At 45.3% G+C, this 17,714-nt stretch carries 13 protein-coding genes; 4 read left to right on the forward strand and 9 right to left on the reverse strand.

Annotation, left to right across the window (positions count from 1 at the left end; translation table 11 throughout):
• Positions 1 to 365 precede the first annotated feature (365 nt).
• Both D2910_RS12560 and D2910_RS12565 read left to right on the forward strand, forming a co-directional pair.
• The gene (locus tag D2910_RS12560) at positions 366 to 2,705 is read left to right on the forward strand and encodes an S-layer homology domain-containing protein (RefSeq protein ID WP_165850185.1); all 2,340 of its coding nucleotides are present in this window, start codon (positions 366 to 368) and stop codon (positions 2,703 to 2,705) included.
• A 190-nt stretch (positions 2,706 to 2,895) separates the two neighbouring features.
• Positions 2,896 to 4,908 carry a sensor domain-containing protein gene (locus D2910_RS12565; RefSeq protein WP_084244070.1) on the forward strand — a complete coding sequence of 671 codons (2,013 nt, stop codon included), beginning with the start codon at positions 2,896 to 2,898 and terminating at the stop codon, positions 4,906 to 4,908.
• 30 nt (positions 4,909 to 4,938) lie between these two features.
• On the opposite strand, the gene D2910_RS12570 is transcribed toward D2910_RS12565, so the two are convergent.
• The 5 genes from D2910_RS12570 to D2910_RS12590 form a co-directional block, all read right to left on the reverse strand.
• Positions 4,939 to 5,406: a threonine/serine exporter family protein gene (locus D2910_RS12570; protein WP_084244068.1), complete on the reverse strand. Its 468-nt coding sequence runs from the start codon at positions 5,404 to 5,406 to the stop codon at positions 4,939 to 4,941.
• A 12-nt stretch (positions 5,407 to 5,418) separates the two neighbouring features.
• Complete coding sequence (locus D2910_RS12575; RefSeq protein WP_084244066.1) at positions 5,419 to 6,174, reverse strand: threonine/serine exporter family protein; 756 nt, start codon at positions 6,172 to 6,174, stop codon at positions 5,419 to 5,421.
• Between the two features lie 107 nt (positions 6,175 to 6,281).
• Positions 6,282 to 7,421 (reverse strand): zinc-dependent alcohol dehydrogenase, encoded by a 1,140-nt coding sequence (locus D2910_RS12580; protein WP_084244064.1) that lies wholly within the window; start codon positions 7,419 to 7,421, stop codon positions 6,282 to 6,284.
• Positions 7,422 to 7,522: 101 nt separating this feature from the next.
• A complete protein-coding gene (locus D2910_RS12585) occupies positions 7,523 to 9,670 on the reverse strand; it encodes a beta-propeller domain-containing protein (protein WP_084244062.1) in 2,148 nt (715 codons plus the stop codon).
• A 69-nt stretch (positions 9,671 to 9,739) separates the two neighbouring features.
• Positions 9,740 to 10,921: an alanyl-tRNA editing protein gene (locus D2910_RS12590; protein ID WP_117313723.1), complete on the reverse strand. Its 1,182-nt coding sequence runs from the start codon at positions 10,919 to 10,921 to the stop codon at positions 9,740 to 9,742.
• A gap of 106 nt (positions 10,922 to 11,027) precedes the next feature.
• Here D2910_RS12590 and D2910_RS12595 point away from each other — a divergent pair, with 106 nt between their 5' ends.
• Entirely contained in the window at positions 11,028 to 11,939 is a 912-nt protein-coding gene (locus D2910_RS12595) for a diacylglycerol/lipid kinase family protein (protein WP_117313724.1), read from the forward strand.
• A 73-nt stretch (positions 11,940 to 12,012) separates the two neighbouring features.
• On the opposite strand, the gene D2910_RS12600 is transcribed toward D2910_RS12595, so the two are convergent.
• Genes D2910_RS12600 through D2910_RS12610 form a run of 3 tightly spaced genes read right to left on the reverse strand, consistent with a single transcriptional unit; the run spans position 12,013 to position 15,902 of the window.
• Positions 12,013 to 13,206, reverse strand: coding sequence for an acyl-CoA dehydrogenase family protein (locus D2910_RS12600; RefSeq protein ID WP_084244059.1), 1,194 nt, complete (start codon positions 13,204 to 13,206; stop codon positions 12,013 to 12,015).
• A 25-nt stretch (positions 13,207 to 13,231) separates the two neighbouring features.
• Positions 13,232 to 14,398, reverse strand: coding sequence for a saccharopine dehydrogenase family protein (locus D2910_RS12605; RefSeq protein ID WP_101802079.1), 1,167 nt, complete (start codon positions 14,396 to 14,398; stop codon positions 13,232 to 13,234).
• 22 nt (positions 14,399 to 14,420) lie between these two features.
• Positions 14,421 to 15,902 (reverse strand): aldehyde dehydrogenase family protein, encoded by a 1,482-nt coding sequence (locus tag D2910_RS12610; protein ID WP_117313725.1) that lies wholly within the window; start codon positions 15,900 to 15,902, stop codon positions 14,421 to 14,423.
• A 251-nt stretch (positions 15,903 to 16,153) separates the two neighbouring features.
• Here D2910_RS12610 and D2910_RS12615 point away from each other — a divergent pair, with 251 nt between their 5' ends.
• A complete protein-coding gene (locus D2910_RS12615; RefSeq protein WP_084244056.1) occupies positions 16,154 to 17,047 on the forward strand; it encodes a MerR family transcriptional regulator in 894 nt (297 codons plus the stop codon).
• Positions 17,048 to 17,208: 161 nt separating this feature from the next.
• Here the strand turns inward: D2910_RS12615 and D2910_RS12620 are convergent, their stop codons facing one another.
• The gene (locus tag D2910_RS12620) at positions 17,209 to 17,550 is read right to left on the reverse strand and encodes a general stress protein (RefSeq protein ID WP_084244055.1); all 342 of its coding nucleotides are present in this window, start codon (positions 17,548 to 17,550) and stop codon (positions 17,209 to 17,211) included.
• Positions 17,551 to 17,714 lie beyond the last annotated feature (164 nt).

Below are 17,714 nucleotides of genomic sequence, written 5' to 3' on the forward strand. Positions count from 1 at the left end.
AATCTTTTATGTTGACTATTATTACATAATATTTTGATAACGGGTAGTTTTTTCAATCGGCCAAGTGGAAACTTGATAGGATTTCAGGCCTTTTCAGTAAGTATTTTTACGGTTTCATAAAAAGAAAAACACTATTAAACCAATGGCAGGTTAAATTCAAGTTAAAAAATTTAACCACAAAAATAAATTATTAAATATTCAATTTATTCAGATAAAATACTTTATTTTGAAGTTTTATATGTTAATATGGTTAAAAAGATTTACATTATCTCACATTTTTTAAATCTTTCTGTTCAGCTGTGCCTTTTGTTGCATGCCACGGTGCGTTGTCCGTTATTCCACCAAACATCTTTAGGAGGATGAGTATGAAGAAGATTCTTTCAGTTTCGCTGGCCACTGTGCTGGTTGCGTCCACTTTGCCGTCTCTGTCTTTCGCTGCCACCAATGTTGGCCAAGGAGAAGTCACAAATGTAGTCCCTGCGGACAACGCAACAAATGTTGACCGTAACGCAGTACTTGAAGCTGTCATTAAAGATCCGAATGGTGCGTCTTTGAAAACCGTCGATTTTATGGAAGGTTTTACATATGACTATGCCAGCAGCAATGCCATAAATAGTTTTTATGGGGTCTCTGACTCCGATCCTTTAACCTCTCCACTCGGCGGTTCAGCATTCACTGATTCCCATAAAGCAAATGCCGCCTTTGCTGACGGCAAGTTTGCGGTCACGGATGCCGAAGGAGCCTACCCTTTCCACCGGTTTGAAGTTGACGTTTCCAAACATTTGGAATCAGGCAATGAAATCGAATTGAATTGGCAAGGGAAAACATTAGCCAAAGGCAAACTCATCCTGTCAGCCTGGGATTACACGGCTTCCAAATGGGTTGTGCTTGAAGAAGAAACAGCCAATCAAGGCGGAAATATCGGTTTTTCAAAAGTTGTTGCAGACAGCAAGTTTTTCCAGAAAGGAAAAATGCAAGCGATGGTGCATGACGCCGCGCCAGCTCCGGAAGCTGTAGTCGACAACAGTAAATTTACAATGGCCTGGTTTACGGACACTCAATTTTATGCAGCCGACAAGCCCGAAGTCTGGACTTCGATGACAAACTGGATGATCGATGAATACAATAAAGGCAGATTCGGCTATGTCATCAATTCGGGTGACCTCGTCAATCTTTCAACAGACCTCGATCAATGGGCAGTCGCAGATGAAAATTTGAGAAGAATGGATGAAGCGAATATTCCATACGGCGTTATGGCCGGAAACCGTGACGTAGTGAACCAGGATACGATGGAAATTGACTATACGAACTTCTGGGCGTATGCAGGCAAGGACCGTTACGAAGACCGTCCATGGTACGGTGAGCAGATGGATAATAACCGGAACCATTATGACCTCTTCTCCTTCGGTGCACACGATTTCATCATCCTTTATCTGGGTTATGGAAAAGTGCAGGAAGATGAAACGATTCAATGGACCAACCAGATGCTGGCAAAACACTCGGATAAAAACGCCATTTTGGTCGTGCACAACTATTTGTCACCAGGCGGATTCAGATCTAAAGACGGGGATTACATCTTTGCAAATGTAGTAAGAAAAAGCCCTAACGTAAAAATGGTTCTTGGCGGACATTACTTCGGTGCTGACCGTGAAATCCGAACAGTTACCGATCCGGACGGCACAACCCGCGAGGTATTGGAAGTGCTGTCGAATTATCAAGGCAAAGACGGTGCGGAAGGCTATATGCGCTTATTGACTTTCGACCCGGCAACGGACACGGTGGACTTTGACACGTTTTCTCCTTACTACAACGATTATAATTATTTTGAAGGCGACAGCGATGACTTTACCGAAGGTTATAAACTTGAACCGACAGAAGCTGTCGAAGTACCGGCAGTCCGGCAGATCGCAACTGATTATGTAGCTGTAAACGTCTTTACCGATGACGTGATCGGCTCTGTCAGCAACATACCTTCCGGAAACAAAGCATCTGTTGAGTGGAATGAGTTGGATCCATTAACTCAATACTTCTGGTATATCAACATCACAAATACGTCAGACCAGAAGCGAACATCCGAAATTTATAAATTCACGACAAATGACGCTGCACTGCCAGATCCGGAAGAGCCGGAAGAACCGGGCGACCCTGATCCGGAAGAGCCAATTGAGCCTACCTTCCCTGATATTGTAGGCACCAACTACGAATGGGCTCTTGAAGAGATTGAAGCGATGGTTGCGCGCGGCATCATAACAGGCCACGAAAACGGCACTTTCCAGCCTGGCAACAGCATCGAAAGACAGCACGTCGCTTTGATGTTCACCCGGGCAATGGATTTGAACAAAGTCGTTGCTCCGACGCCATTCACAGATGTACCGACAACATTACGCTACTACGATGAAATCATGGCTGTCCAACAAGCCGGCATTGTCGAAGGATACCAGAACAAATTCCGTCCTTATGGAAAAATGACACGCGCTGAAATGGCGAAAGTGCTCGTGGTGGCATTTGATCTTGATGAAGGCGGCACACATCCATTCACCGATGTCCCTGCAAACCATTGGGCGGCAGAATATATCGGACCACTTTACGCAGCAGGCATTACTGAAGGTACAGGCAACAACAAGTTTAATCTGGAAAGAGAAGTGAACAGAGCAGAGTTCGCCACATTCATGTACCGGGCTTTGAAGTATAAAGAGAATAACTGACATTCTTCAGACAAATCAGCAGCTCGCCGAAAAACCTCGGTGGAGCTGCTGATTTTTTATTTATTTCGAGTTTTTTATAGTAATAAATTCACTATTTCCCTAAAATAAAACATGAATGTTTTGAAAAGGATGACGATACGTCTTTTCTCCCCTATAATGGGAGTAGACTTAGGAGAAGGAGCGTTATGGAATGAGTGAATTGCAAGAATTGCTGGCTGATAATCTCGTTTTCAACCATATCCCTTTTCCCATAATAATTATGGACGAAAACGGCCAAACCGTTTGGTGCAGCCGCCATGCAGAAAGAGTTTTTCAAATTGAATCGGATTCAGTCAAAGGCCAGATCAACCCTTATATGAATCCCGAAAAAGCTGCTCTTTATAAGTGTTCATGGGAAAAGATGATAAACAGTAAAGATCCGATTCGCCTTGAAGATGTTGAAGTCCGCTTGGGCAATGGGACACTGACATATACGACGGTTGTAACAAAGGTCTTTAAATCCGAAAAAGAAAAATTTATACTGACTATATTTGAAATGGATGAAGCGCAGCAAGCCGACTCCCCCGCAAGGGAATTGGAAAGCTTACGGGACGGCTTGGACGAATCCTTCATGATGCTTTATTTCGATGAAGAATTCCTGATCACCTATGCCAATCCGCATTTCCTGAAGTTAAGCAGATGGACGCCAAAACGTATACTCGGCAAGCCTATCTGGCAAATGTTCGGAGACACAGAAGAAGATCACCAGTTGATCGAAGAATTGATGGAAACCTTGAAAAAGGGGGAAGTCTGGAACGGCGAAGCCAAAAAAGTGAAGAAAGACGGGGACTTCTACTGGGTGGATTTAACTGCCATCCCTATGATACTTACAGGTGCTGAAACTTACTACATATTCCTGGAGAAAGATATTACAGAAGCTAAAGAAACGCAGCGTCACCTGGAACAAATCGCGTTTATCGATTCGGTCACCGGTCTAGAGAATCGCCATCGCCTTGAGCAGGTGGTCAATGAATTCATCGAAGAACGAAAGCATTTTTCTTTTGTATTTTTCGATATCGACCATTTCTATACATTGCGGGACGTTTCCAATAGCGACACAGAAAAAGAATTGCTGATTGAATTCACGAAAAGACTGCGGATGTACTTTTCGGATTCCTTGATTACACGGACAGGTCTGCACGAGTTCGCTTTGGTGACTCCTTTGAGCCATTGGTTCATCGAAGGGTTCCTTGCTTATTTGCAGCAGCATCCGATTTACATTCAAGGAACCGCTATTCCCTTGACAGTCAGCGGAGCGGTTACACGTTATCCTGAAGATCAGCAAACTTTCGTGCATCTTATGAAGGCCTCTAACGCTACAATCAAAAAAATAAAAGAACGCGGCGGCAGTGCGATCTCAGCATTGACAGCAGATGACCATGAACGTTTGAACCGTAAAGCGCTTATCGAACGCCGCCTGATCCACGCGCTCGACAAAAAGAATCTGGAGGTGCTTTACCAGCCGCAGATCAATCTTAAAACCGGAGACGTTGAAGGTGTGGAAGCGTTGGTCCGCTGGCAGGATACCGAAGCCGGAATTGTATCCCCCGATGAACTCATTCCGATTGCCGAGGAAAATGGCATGATACATGAGATCGGTAAGTTCGTTATCGAAACTGTCTGCAGACAATTAAAGGACTGGGGATCCCGTGATATTCCGATGAATGTCAGCATCAACTCCTCCATCCGTGAGTTCCGCGATAAAGATATGGCGCGCTTGTTCATGGAACACTTGACCATCAATGGCTGTGATGCCAACAGGCTGACCATCGAAATCACCGAGAAGTTCGCTTTGGAAGCTGAAGCGGAACACTCGATTGTACGCCAGATGAAGCAATTGCATCAAAAAGGGATTTCATTCTCACTGGATGATTTCGGTACCGGCTACGCTTCGTTCCGCTATATGCTGCTTCTGCCAATTTCCAGTCTGAAGATCGATAAAGACATAATCCAATCGATTACGCAGCAGGAAAAAATGCAAAAGCTTATAAACGGAATGATCCAGTTCGGCAAGTCACTCGATTTGCAGGTGGTCGCTGAAGGTGTTGAAACCAAAGAACAGCTGGAGCTTTTGAGAGTTATGGATTGTGACAGCATTCAAGGTTATATCACTGGCCATCCAATGACAGCAAATGAATTGGAAACTTGGATGAAAAATGCTTAAGAAAAATAAAAAATCGGTATGTCCCGGAATTTAATTCCGTGTCATACCGATTTTCTTTTGCATTCTTTTCGCCTGATAATTGAAGACAAGCTGCATCAGAACTTCCGCAAATACCAGTCCCATCGCAATGGCCCCTGAAATCATAAGAGCATCCGCAGCGAAAGAGATGGCCTCCAGATAATTATTTTCCACGATGCTGCGCATCGAATTATAAGCCCTGCTCCCCGGCACCAAAGGAATAATTCCCGCGATACTGAAAACGATCATAGGCATTTTAAACTTTTTGGCAAGAATATGAGCGACTAACGCCACTGCAAACGCGCCTGCAAAAGTCGCCTGCACCGAATCATCAGACACAAGGTAATACATCCGATAGATCAGCCAGCCGCTCATGCCGACCAATCCGCAACTGACAAGTGTCCTGCGTGGAGTATTAAAAACGACGCCGAATGCGCCCGCAGCCAGAAAACTCAGAAAGGCTTCAAGTGGCCAGTTCATCCAATTCCCCCTTTAAAATGAAAGTACGAGCGCAATTCCTGCACCGATGGCAAAAGCAGTGAGAAAAGCTTCCGCGCCTTTGGACAAGCCTGACACAAAATGGCCCGCCATCAGATCCCTTACAGCGTTGGTTATTAACAAACCCGGTACCAGCGGCATAACGGAACCGATGATGATGGTATCCAAATCCTGTCCCAGCCCTGCGTAAATGACCAGAGATGCCAGCGAACCGATTGCCAGTGCACCGACAAACTCCGCAAAAAACTTGACCCTTGTTTGTATCAGAATCATTTCAACTATATAGAATGCTGTACCCCCGATTATGAAAGCGAAGGGCAAATCCTCCCAGCCTCCGCCAAGCAGAATAAGAAAACAGCCACTGGCTACAGCAGCAGCCAACACCTGTATCTGTAACGGAAACATATAATCCGTTTGATCAATGATCAGCATTTCATCATACGCCTGTTGAAGCGTCAGCTCCCCGGATACCAGTCTCCTGGAAACCGCGTTCACTAATGCCACCCTCTCCAAATCCGTCCGTCTGCTGTTAATGCGGACGAATCTGGTGGCCAGCTCGTTGCTTGGAGAGAACATGATGCCTGTCGGCGTTACAAAACAATGTGAATCCATCATTTTCTGCGAAACCGCCATACGGATCATCGTATCTTCTATCCGATACGTCTCCGCTCCGCTTTCCATCATGATTTTCCCCGCCAAAAGGAAACAATCAAGCGCTAATTCCCTTCTGGTCTCGCCTGCCTGATTCACAGGAGTCCCCCCTTTCTCTCTACACTTGCCCTAATGATACAGTACATGGACCAAAAATAAAACGCTCCGCATAGGCGGAACGTTTTAAGTCCATTCTCTTCATCTGTTTACGGCTTAAGCACAACTTTCGTACACTCGTCTGTATGATCGTTGAAAATCTGGTAGGCGTCGCTGGCCTGTTCCATCGGCATCACATGGGAAATGATTTCTCGCGGATCGATTTCTCCGCTGTTGATCATTTCAAAAATCCTCGGCATCAGGTGGACTACCGGCGCCTGTCCCATTTTCATCGTTACATTCCGTTCGAAAATATTGCCAAGCGGGAACATGTTATAAGTTAACCCGTATACGCCAGTCAGTTGAATCGTACCGAATTTGCTGACGGCATCTTTTGCAATATCAATGGCACTTAAAGTACCGCCCTGCAGTTTCAGTTTCTGCTGCGCCGCTTCCATTGGAGATTTCTTGCCATCCATACCAACACAATCGATGACGACTCGCGCTCCGCCTTGGGTAAGGTCATGTATGAATGCGCCTGTATTGTCGTGTTGGCTGAAATCGACAATCTCAACATTGTTTATTCTTTTAGCCTTTTCCATACGGTATGGCAATTCATCAACTGCAATGACGCGTGAAGCACCTTTCATCCAGGCGAATTTCTGCGCCATCAGCCCTACTGGTCCACAACCCAGAACGACAACGGTGTCGCCTGGTTTAACCCCAGAATTCTCCACACTCCAATAGGCAGTAGGAAGAACATCAGACAGGAATAATACTGACTCATCTTCAAGCTCCGATGATTCCGGAATGACAAACGGCATGAAGTTGGCATAAGGCACGCGCAAGTATTCTGCCTGGCCGCCTGGATAATTGCCATAGCGTTCTGTAAAGCCGAAGTATCCGCCGGTATCAAAGTGAGGATTGCTGTTCGAGTTGTCACATTGGCTTTCCATTTCATGGTTACAGTAGAAACATTGCCCACAGCTCACGTTAAAAGGAATGACGACACGGTCCCCTTTTTTCACTTTAGTGACTTCAGAACCGACTTCCTCCACTATCCCCATCGGCTCATGGCCGATGACATAATCCTTATGAGTCGGCAATGCACCCTGATAAATATGCAAGTCGGATCCACAAATCGCCGTGGAAGTGACTTTAATGATGATATCATCTTTTTTCTGGATCTCCGGATCTTTGACATTTTTCACCTGAATATCTTTCGCACCTTGAAAAGTTACACCCTTCATCTGCTATCCCTCCAGTGAATTTTCAGAATACTATTTCCCTTCCCTTTTCTGGCAATAAAAAAACGTGCCAGTAAAAATTTCCTGGCACGTTTTTTCTGTATTCAATATTCGATAGTGTCCCTGATTTCAAATGTGTTCAAGTCATAGCTTTTTATTTCGCTGTTGGCGATTGTGAATAGTGAATCTTCAATATAAATGATCCGCTGGATGCTGCTGTTCCAATCTTCGTATTGGGCTGAACTTTCCTTCACGAGATCCGCCGTCTGTTCGATGCCTTCTGGAGTGATTGTATAGATCATCGCCCCTTCGCCCTCGAATTCAATGTAGTCCCCGTTGGTTTCGCTATAGAGGGAAACCGGGAAGCCGAAGAGACTTTTCTCCTGATGGGTGAACAATGCTTTATGATCGTATTGCAGGGCGGAACTGGTTCCCTGCCCGCCAATCACTTCCGTATCTTTTTCCACCGGGTTGCTGAAATCGCTGACATCGAATAAAGAGATTTTCATGCCTCCTGTAACCACCCGCGCTTCTCCTTCTTTGGAGGATTCCACTTTCGTATCGGAACCAAAACCGATAAGGTGGTCTTCACCCAATGGATGCAGGTAATTGGAGAAACCGGGTATTTTCAACTCTCCCAACACCTGAGGCGAAGACGGCACCGCTACATCGATGACAAATAAAGGATCTGTTTCCTTGAAAGTCACCATATAAGCTTTATCTCCCATGAAGCGGGCTGAATAGATCCTTTCGCCTTTCGCCAGGTCTTCGACTGATCCTACCTGCTCCATACCGCCATCCATGATGAAGAGATGGTTTTTTGAAGGCGAGGCTTCATCCCATGCCACCCCTTCAGTAGTTACAATTCTGAAAAAGCCGTTGTATTCGTCCATCGAAAATTGATTCAGCAAAGATCCTTTCACTTCAGTGGAAGCAAGGAAAGTGATATCTGTTTTCTCCAATGCAAATTTAAAGATTTCGGTGTTCGCCAATTGTGGAATCCAAATGTCCATAGACATATTGTCTTCCGTTTCCTCTTCATCCATCGGCACATAAGCTGAAGCTGTCAAATAAAGGTTTTCCTTCGTCATATAGAGCTGCTCACTGCCGCCGAGAAAGCCTTCTGTCGATACTTCATTTTCTTCCGGATCAGACAGATCGATAGCAGAAACTATGCTGTAACTGCCTTCCATGGTACCCGGCAGAATAGAGATCCGGTCGTATGGCAAAGCGGAAAATTTATTTCCATTTTTCGAATCGAAAATCATCGGGCGAAGTTCGACATCATCCTCTTCCTCCATCATCCAAATATCCGGATAATTATTCGTTACGTAATAGAGGATACCGTCTGTGAGTCTCGCACCGTTCAAATTTCCTTCCGTTCCAACTTTCCGCAGCAGCCGTGGTGAAGCCGGATCGCTGATGTCATAAAGAATAACGCTGGTCAAGGATATATGCGGAGCTATTTCCGCGTCGACTTTCCCTTCCATTGGCGCCACGCCGTACTGGCTGCCCATCACCACCAAAATGTCTTCTGACAGGAATAATTGCTGTGGATACATTTCCGGCTCCAGCAATAATTCCGCGCCTTCCGTCAAATCATCGGGATTCCGCGCATCCGTTATCAGCACTCTTGAATCGCTGATCGAATAAATATATGAGCCATCCGTTTTTACGAGATCCGCTTCATCAACCCCTTCCACCTGGTTATTGGTGGAAGAGTGATTGCCGCTTTCGCCTGATCCGGCTGAATCACTGGCAGCCGATTCTTCAGTCGCCATTCCGGAACCTTCACCGAAAGCACCATATCGCTCATTGTTTTTCTGCAGTTCGAGCAATTGTTTAAAATATGCTTTCAGTTCTTCTTCATTGGACAACGCGGTAATTTCTTCCTGAACCGAAAATTCCACTTGACTGCTGGCAAGGCTTTTCAGGAACTTACCTTTTATCGCTGATTTTTTCACATGCAGGATGTATTGCCCTGTTGAAATTTCTGGTATTTCAAGGGTCTTTCCGTTTTCCAGAAGTGTCATTTCGACATCAACCGGCTCTTCTTCTGCGTCCGTCAGATAAATATGCCCTTTTTCAATAGCATCAGAATGGAGCGGGGAAGAAAAGTTGGCTCTCCACCCTTGTTCTGCCAATGCAATGGATGAGGCGCTTATCGACACTTTATCAATCATGAAAGCAAAACCGATTCCTATAGCGGCTATAAGTGCAGCCGCAATGAGCCATAAACTTCTTTTCTTCATGTATCATCCACGTCCTTTCTGTCTGCTTTTACTTTATTAGACAGACATATTACAGAAAAGTTACAGAATTTATATAATTTCTCTGATTAAGTTCCGAAACTTCCCGGAATAGGCCTCCAGACCGCCATCCCGCTTTATGCCGCCTTGTGCCAGACTCTCAGTTCCGCCCACTTTGCCGCCCGCGTCTTCGATAATTTTTCCGAGAACACACTTCATATCGCCTGGTGCATTTTCGCCTTTGGCGCAGACAAAGCGTTCATTTCCTTCTTCCGAAATAAAGAAGAACAAGTAAAGAGAAGGGTTATTTTCTGCTGTCAGTTTCGCCAATTGCAGAACGTCTTTGAAGGGCCGTCCACTGAAATCCATGATCAGCTGGTTTCCATCCGGTTTAAATTTTTCCGCTTCAAGTTTCAAATACTCAAGCGAGATGGTTCTCAATTGTTTTTCCTTGGTTTTCCTGTCATTCAGAACAGCTTCAGCCGCTTCCGGCAATTCAGCCGCCGGCGCGTTCAAACTATTTGTCAATTGATCGGCTATTGATTGCAGCAAATCAAAATGTGCCATTGCGCGTTTTCCGGCTAGAAAGTAAACGCGCGTGCCGCCTTTCGCTTTTTCGGTGCGGATAATTTTCAGCAGACCCAATTCAGCAGTGTTATGTAAATGCGTGCCTCCGCAGGCATTTAGATCGATGTCCGCTATTTTTACAAGCCGGATATCCCCTTCGACTTCCGGCTTTTTGCGCAGTTTCATTTTTGATGCCTGTTCTTGTGTCACCCACTCTGTTTCTACAGGGATCTGCCTATAAATCAGTGAATTCACTTTCTGCTCAATGCTACGTACTTGTTCTTTGCTTATTTTCGGGACATCCAGGTCAATCGAAACTTTTTCCGCCCCCAGATGGAAGCTTTTCGTCGCCATGCCCAATTCATCCTCGAATACGGCGCTCAGCAGATGCTGGCCTGTATGCTGCTGCATATGATCGAAGCGGCGCTCCCAGTCGATTATTAATTCATATTCGCCATTATTCAATTTGTCGGCAGTATAATGCCGTATCTCTCCATTGATTATCTGCACATCCGTCACTTCTGTCTGACCGATCATTCCTGTATCGGCTGGCTGTCCCCCACCCTCAGGATAAAAGCAGCTGCGGTCGAGCGTTGCATAATTCCCTTTTTCATCGGTGCCATGGGCTATTACTTTAGCCGTTGCCGTCTGTATAGCGGCGTCCTGGTAATAAATCCTGTCCGTCATTCCATCAACTCCCAGATTATTTTTTCATGAGTATCATTCTGTATTGTTTATTGATAAGCTTCCAGTGGAAATGTATTTAATAAGAGTAGTTTAAGGAGGATTTACCGTGCCGAAATTTAAGCATTCAGTTTTATTGTATAACGGACAGGCAGGGGCGTCCACGGCAGACTCCGTCATCTCGATGACCGCGCCTGCTTTAGCGGCTGTTTCTGAAAAACTGGAACTTATCCAGACGAACAGCCCCGAAGAATTGAGAGCTGCCTGCAGAACATTGGCAGCTGACACAGACGCGCTGTTTGTCGCCGGTGGAGACGGCACAATCCATGACGCTGTGCAGGCGCTGTCCGACGTGTCCGAACCTCCGCCGCTGGGCATTATTCCGAGCGGTACATGCAACGATTTTGCGCGAACTCTTGATATCCCGATGGACTTGACCCTGGCTGCGGAAGAATTGGCTGGCGGAGTGATAAAAGGAATTGATGCAGCGAGTATCAACGGCCATTCTTTCCTGAATTTCGCGGGTATCGGGATTATCACAGATGCTTCAACAAATATTGATATCCAGTTCAAGGAACGTTACGGCAAGTTGAGTTATTTCATGAGCGGGCTGCAGTCCATGCGGCAAACCGAACCATTTCCCATCCATTTGAGTGTTGACGGCGTAAGGCATGAAGAGAATGGCGTACTCGCACTTGTCATGAACGGAAAATCGATCGGGACCCATTCTTTTCCAATGGATTCAATCGACCCTTCCGATGGACTTCTCGATGTCTTTATCATTCAAAATTCTTCGATTTCCGCTATTTTGGAATGGTTTTCATTGTCCAAACCAGACGTCCCTATCGAAGAACTTGCCCATATCCGTCATTACCAAGGGACACGTGTAGGCATTGAAACAGACGAGCCATTGGACATCGACACGGATGGGGAGATCTATTTGAAAACTCCGGCTGATATTGAAATCCTCCCCCAAAAACTGAAAATGTTCGTCCCAACCCCTCTTGAAATGGAGGGGTGAACGAAAAAAAGAGGCCGCAAAGAAGTTCTTTTCTTTGCGGCCTCTTTCTATTATTATGCTTTAGCAATACTCGTCAATTTTCAAATGGCCATTTCGGCAGCATTTTGTTCAAATCTTTATCTTCTCTCATACCCAATACATATTCCGCCTGCATGATTGTATGAATTTCACGGGTGCCTTCATAAATCACCGGCGCTTTTGAATTCCGCAAAAAGCGAGCGACTGGATATTCATCCGAATAGCCGTAAGCCCCGTGGATTTGGACTGCGTCGTCGGCTGCTTTGTTAGCGAAATCACAAGCCTGCCATTTTGCGAGGGATGTCTCCCTTGTGTTCCTGACGCCTTGATTCTTCAGCTCACCTGCCCGGTATACCAATAAGCGGCTCATTTGATACCCCGCTTCCATGCGCGCCAGCATCTGCTGCACCAGTTGGTGTTCACCTATCAATTTTCCGAATGTCGAACGGGTGCGGCAGTATTTTACACTTTCCTCCATACATGCACTGATCAAGCCGCATGCTCCCGCCGCTACTGTAAAACGGCCGTTATCCAGAGAAGCCATCGCTATCTTGAAGCCTTCTCCTTCTTCGCCCAACCTATTGCCGGCTGGTATGCGAACATCTTCAAAAAATAATTCACCTGTATTTCCTGCGCGAATCCCATATTTGCCCTTGATGGCTTTGGAGGAAAATCCTTCACGGTCACGCTCAACAATAAAAGCGCTTATGCCTTGATGTTTTTTGGCTTTATCCGTATAAGCGAAAACGATGAAATGATCAGCCGAATCACATAATGATATCCAGGTCTTTTGTCCGTTCAAGATATAATCTTCACCGTCCCGGACAGCCGTACTTGAAATTGCAGCTACATCTGAACCAGCTCCAGGTTCGGTCAGTCCGAAACCTCCGATTTTTTCGCCTGTCGCCTGCGGAATTAAAAATTTCCTCTTCTGTTCTTCTGTCCCCCATTGAAGGATCGTCAGCGAATTCAATCCGATATGAACGGAGACAGCCGTCCGAAAAGTCGTGTCGCCTCTTTCCAATTCTTCACAGACAATTGCAAGGGAGTTATAATCCATCCCGCTTCCCCCATATTCTTCAGGAATACAAACGCCCATCAGCCCAAGCTCTGCCAGCCGTTTCCAAATGATCGGATCAAAGCCGCCTTTACTGTCCCATTCTCCTATATGAGGAAGGATTTCGTTGTCCACGAATTGCCTGACAGTCTTTCTTAATAATGTTTGTTCTTCTGTAAAGCTGAAGTCCATATGAAAACCTCCAGACGCTTTTTTCTTATTGCTGAAATGCTGTCCGCTGCACTGTCTCTTTTATTTCAACTCCGCGCTTTGCCATCTCCTTGATGTATTCATCGCCCGGAACGATAAGTTCCGGTGGATATGAACCACGCTTATCGATTAAGCCTGTGCCAATCATCTGTGCAACTGCGGAAATGGTAAAAGCAGTCGCCCGGGCCATCGCTGTCACTCCTGACTGGCGATCTTTTTTTGTTACCATGTTATAGGTGCAGGTTATCCCCTCATCATCTTTTGTACCGGATACCGTTATCCTGAGCACGACTGCATCTTCTTTCTCTCCGAGTTCGGTAATCGGGGTTAGAACTTCCCTCAGAACATCACGTATTTTAACTTTTCGCCCGTCTACTGTGACCGTTTTCTCGCGATCTGTGAATCCGAGGTCGACAAGCAATTGAAATTTTTCCGCGTGCCCTTTATAACGAAGAGTCTTATATTCCAAGTTGTCGATATCACTGAACGTTTCTGTCATTGTTGATGTTCCGCCAGAAGTATGGAAAGCTTCCAGCTCGCCGAATTCTTCAAACTCGACATGTTCGATTTCAGAAAGCGAAGGAACTTCCAATAATTTTCCTTCCCGCAGGACATGCGAAGGATCTGTGTAATGGTCAAAAACCCCATCTAATGAAAAAACGTGATTATACTGAAGCGGCGGTTCCGGATGGACAGGTATGCCGCCTACCAATATTTTGATATCACTGACCCGGTCCAGTTTGCCTGCCCCATAGCCGGTGATGATGTTGATCATACCAGGAGCCACGCCAAGATCCGGAATAAGTGTCACGCCTTTTTCAAGAGCTTTTTCATGAAGGTTCAAAACGGCATCGGTAGCGCCCCCGATATGTCCACCCAGGTCAACAGCGTGAACGCCGCATTCAACTGCAATTTCCGCTACCTTGACATTGAACGTGTAGAAAAGGGCATTGATTACAACATCCGCTCGGGAAATAACCGATATCAGCGATTGATCGTCATTCGCATCCAGATGGAGCACTTCCAGCTTGTCATTGTTCAGTGTCTCCTTGAAAATTTCCGCTTTACCAGTGTCGACGTCCGCCAGATAAACTTTTTCCACTTCTTCATTTTGGATAAGATCGCCTGCAGCCTGCTTGCCCATGAGCCCCGCACCTAACACAGCTACTTTCATCTTGGGTCAGCCCCTTTCCTGTTTAAATTTCGTTATCTATTTGTGCCCGTTGCAATTTACCGCTGAAATCCACGTAGACAGATTTCCATTCAGTAAAGACATCGAGCGCCGCCACACCTGAATCACGGTGGCCGTTGCCAGTCCCTTTCGTACCGCCGAATGGCAAATGGATTTCTGCTCCGGTCGTACCTGCATTTATATAGACAATGCCCGTATCCAAATCACGTTGCGCTTTAAATGCCCGATTCACGTCCTGCGTATAAATCGAACTCGACAGTCCATAAATGACACCGTTATTCACTTCGATGGCCGCTTCAAAAGAGTCCACTTCAATAATGGAAATGACAGGGCCGAAGATTTCTTCCTGGGCTATGCGCATGGAAGCTGCCACATTCGTAAACAATGTCGGTGCGTAATAGTTTCCTTTATCGTAATGGCCGCCAGTCAGGATCTCTCCCCCCGCAAGAAGCACAGCGCCTTCCTGTTTCCCAATTTCAATATACGAATGGATTTTTTCAAGTGCTTTTTTATTGATCACCGGCCCCACTTTGATGCTTTCATCCGTACCATCGCCAATCGTCAGGCTTTTCATTTTCTCCAGAAGCCTGTCCTGCAGTTCTTCTTTCGCTTCTCTATGCACAATAACGCGGCTGCAAGCGGTGCAACGCTGGCCCGCTGTTCCAAAAGCGCTCCATAATATGCCTTCAACCGCCAGGTCCAAATCGGCGTCTTCCATGACAATCACTGCATTCTTGCCACCCATTTCCAATGAAACTTTTTTCAGGTTCCGCCCCCCGAGTTCAGCCACTTTTCTTCCTGTTTCGGTCGAACCGGTAAATGAAATGACTCTTATATCTGGATGCTCGATCATAGCGGTACCCACTTCCGACCCTGTGCCGAAAACGATATTGGCGACTCCATCCGGAAGACCAGCTTCAGCAAATATCTTGCTCATTTCATAAGCCATCATCGGTGTCTCTGTTGCCGGTTTCCATAAAAAAGTATTTCCTGCCACAATAGCCGGGAAAGACTTCCATGTAGCAATTGCCACTGGAAAGTTCCATGGCGTTATCAAGCCGACAATACCAATTGGTGCACGGACACTCATTGCAAATTTATCCGACAGCTCGGAAGGCGTCGTTTCGCCAAATAATCTCCGTCCCTCGCCTGCCATATAAAAAGCCATATCGATTCCTTCCTGCACTTCACCTCGGCCTTCTTCAATCACTTTACCCATTTCTTTTGTCAGAACTTGCGCCAGATGTTCTTTGCGCTCTTTCATAATCCGGCCAATTTCATATAAATACGACGCCCGCTTTGGCGCCGGAACTTTCGCCCATGTTTTTTGAGCCGCTTTGGCTGCCTTTGCAGCTCTATCGACATCTGATGCACCAGACAGTTGAACTTGCGCCAGTTCTTTGCCTGTCGCCGGATTCAATACGGCTGTGAATTGAAGATTTTTAGCATCCTGCCATTTGCCGTCCACATAATTAGTTAACTTCATTTTCATTCCTCCTTTATAAATGGTCCGCATAAAAGAAAGCGCTTACAAATCCATTATTTCACATTAAGCTATAAATTCACAGGTGGATTGAAAAAAATATTGAATTTTCTAAATTTAAATTTTCGGTTCAATTTTTCTCATGAATCCAGTTTTATTTCCATGCATAAAGTATCATTTTATTCTGCAAAGCCCAAAATGTATTGACACTTACGGAACGTCATAGTCTAATCATATGGAAGAGGTGATTAATTATGTACAAAGTACAGGAAGTAGCTACAATAGCAGGAGTCAGTGTCCGCACTCTCCATCATTACGACAGCATCGGTTTGTTGAAACCATCGAATATTGGATCCAACCGGTACCGTTATTATAATGACGATGATTTGAAACTGCTCCAACACATCTTATTTTTCAAAGAATTAGGATTTTCTCTTAAAAAAATCCAGGAGTTGGTAGCCGAAGGTTTCGATGCCACTTTTGCCTTGACACAACATGCGGAATTATTACGCCAGAAAAAACAGCGCATCGAAAAATTGATAGAAAATGCTGAGCTCACTCAGCTGGAATATGCAGGAGTGCAGGAATTGACCAATGAACAGCGCTTTTCCCCCTTCAGCATCAAGAAAACAGACGACAACATCAAATTATATCTTGATCCGCCAGCTAAAGTTGAAACTGCAGAAGTTGAAACTGTTGCAGCAGAAACTATGGAAACTCTAAAGGTGGAAGAAGATTTTGCAGGTCAGGATGAAATTCTGGAAGATGTTAATTTCACCGAACCGGAACCGGCACAAGAAGCTGCATCGGATGAGTCAGAGACTGAAGTTGCAACCGCAAATCCAAAGCCGGAAAAAGAAGAAGAGGATCTCGAAGAAATCAACCGTGAAGGCGATCGGATTTACAACGCTGTCTCCAATTTGATGCATTTGCCGCCGGAGTCACCTGAAGTCCAAGTCGAAATGCAGGCATATTATACGCTGCTGGACCGTTTCTATAATTGCTCACCGAAAATGTTCCGAGGTCTTGCTGATCTTTATGCAAACGACAGCCGCTTCGCCAAGAACATCGACCGTCACGGAGCCGGCTTATCCAAGTACCTGCGTGAAGCGATGTACATATATGCGGATGATCTGGCCGATGCTTGAACTTATTGGAATTTGTTCGAATTGCGGGAAGGAAATTTATTGCCGTGATGGTTTCCTGGATGGAGTGTTTATTGAAGGGGAACTTTTCTGTTTCAATTGTGCAGAAAAAGAATCTGAAGTATAAAAGTACCGGGCACAATGGTGTCCGGTACTTTTTTCTCTTATATTCGAGTGTCATTGCGATGGTCTGTATATAGCACAATGCCGTCATCATCGAGAATATCATGAAATTCATCAATTTCTGTTTGGCTTAAATCCAATGCATTCAACTCTTCGCGCACTGCATCTTCGCCGGTGAAAACTGATTTGAATTTATCGGTGATCGTTTCCGTTTCGTGAGTGTGGACTCCTTCCTGTTTTTCAACAGAGTTGAGGATATCCGCATTATTCGCCAAAACATGGATATCGTTTTTGTCATAACCCCACGATTTCATTTCTTCCACTTTTTCTTCAAGTTCCTGTTCCGTATAAACCACTTCAAATTCTCGGTTTTTCGATTTCATGCTGATCAACCTCCTATTTATCGACTTACTATTATTTACCCGAACAACCAAAAAGCTAAAACTTGAAACGTTTTTTTACCTGAACAGAAAACATACTAAGATTAGTAGGACGAACCAAGGCATTGGTTTATCCTACTAATTTTTTTATAGTAGAGGTGAAGCGG

The sequence above is a fragment of the Planomicrobium okeanokoites genome (assembly GCF_003428875.1).
In the GTDB taxonomy this organism is placed as follows: Bacteria; Bacillota; Bacilli; order Bacillales_A; family Planococcaceae; genus Planococcus; species Planococcus okeanokoites.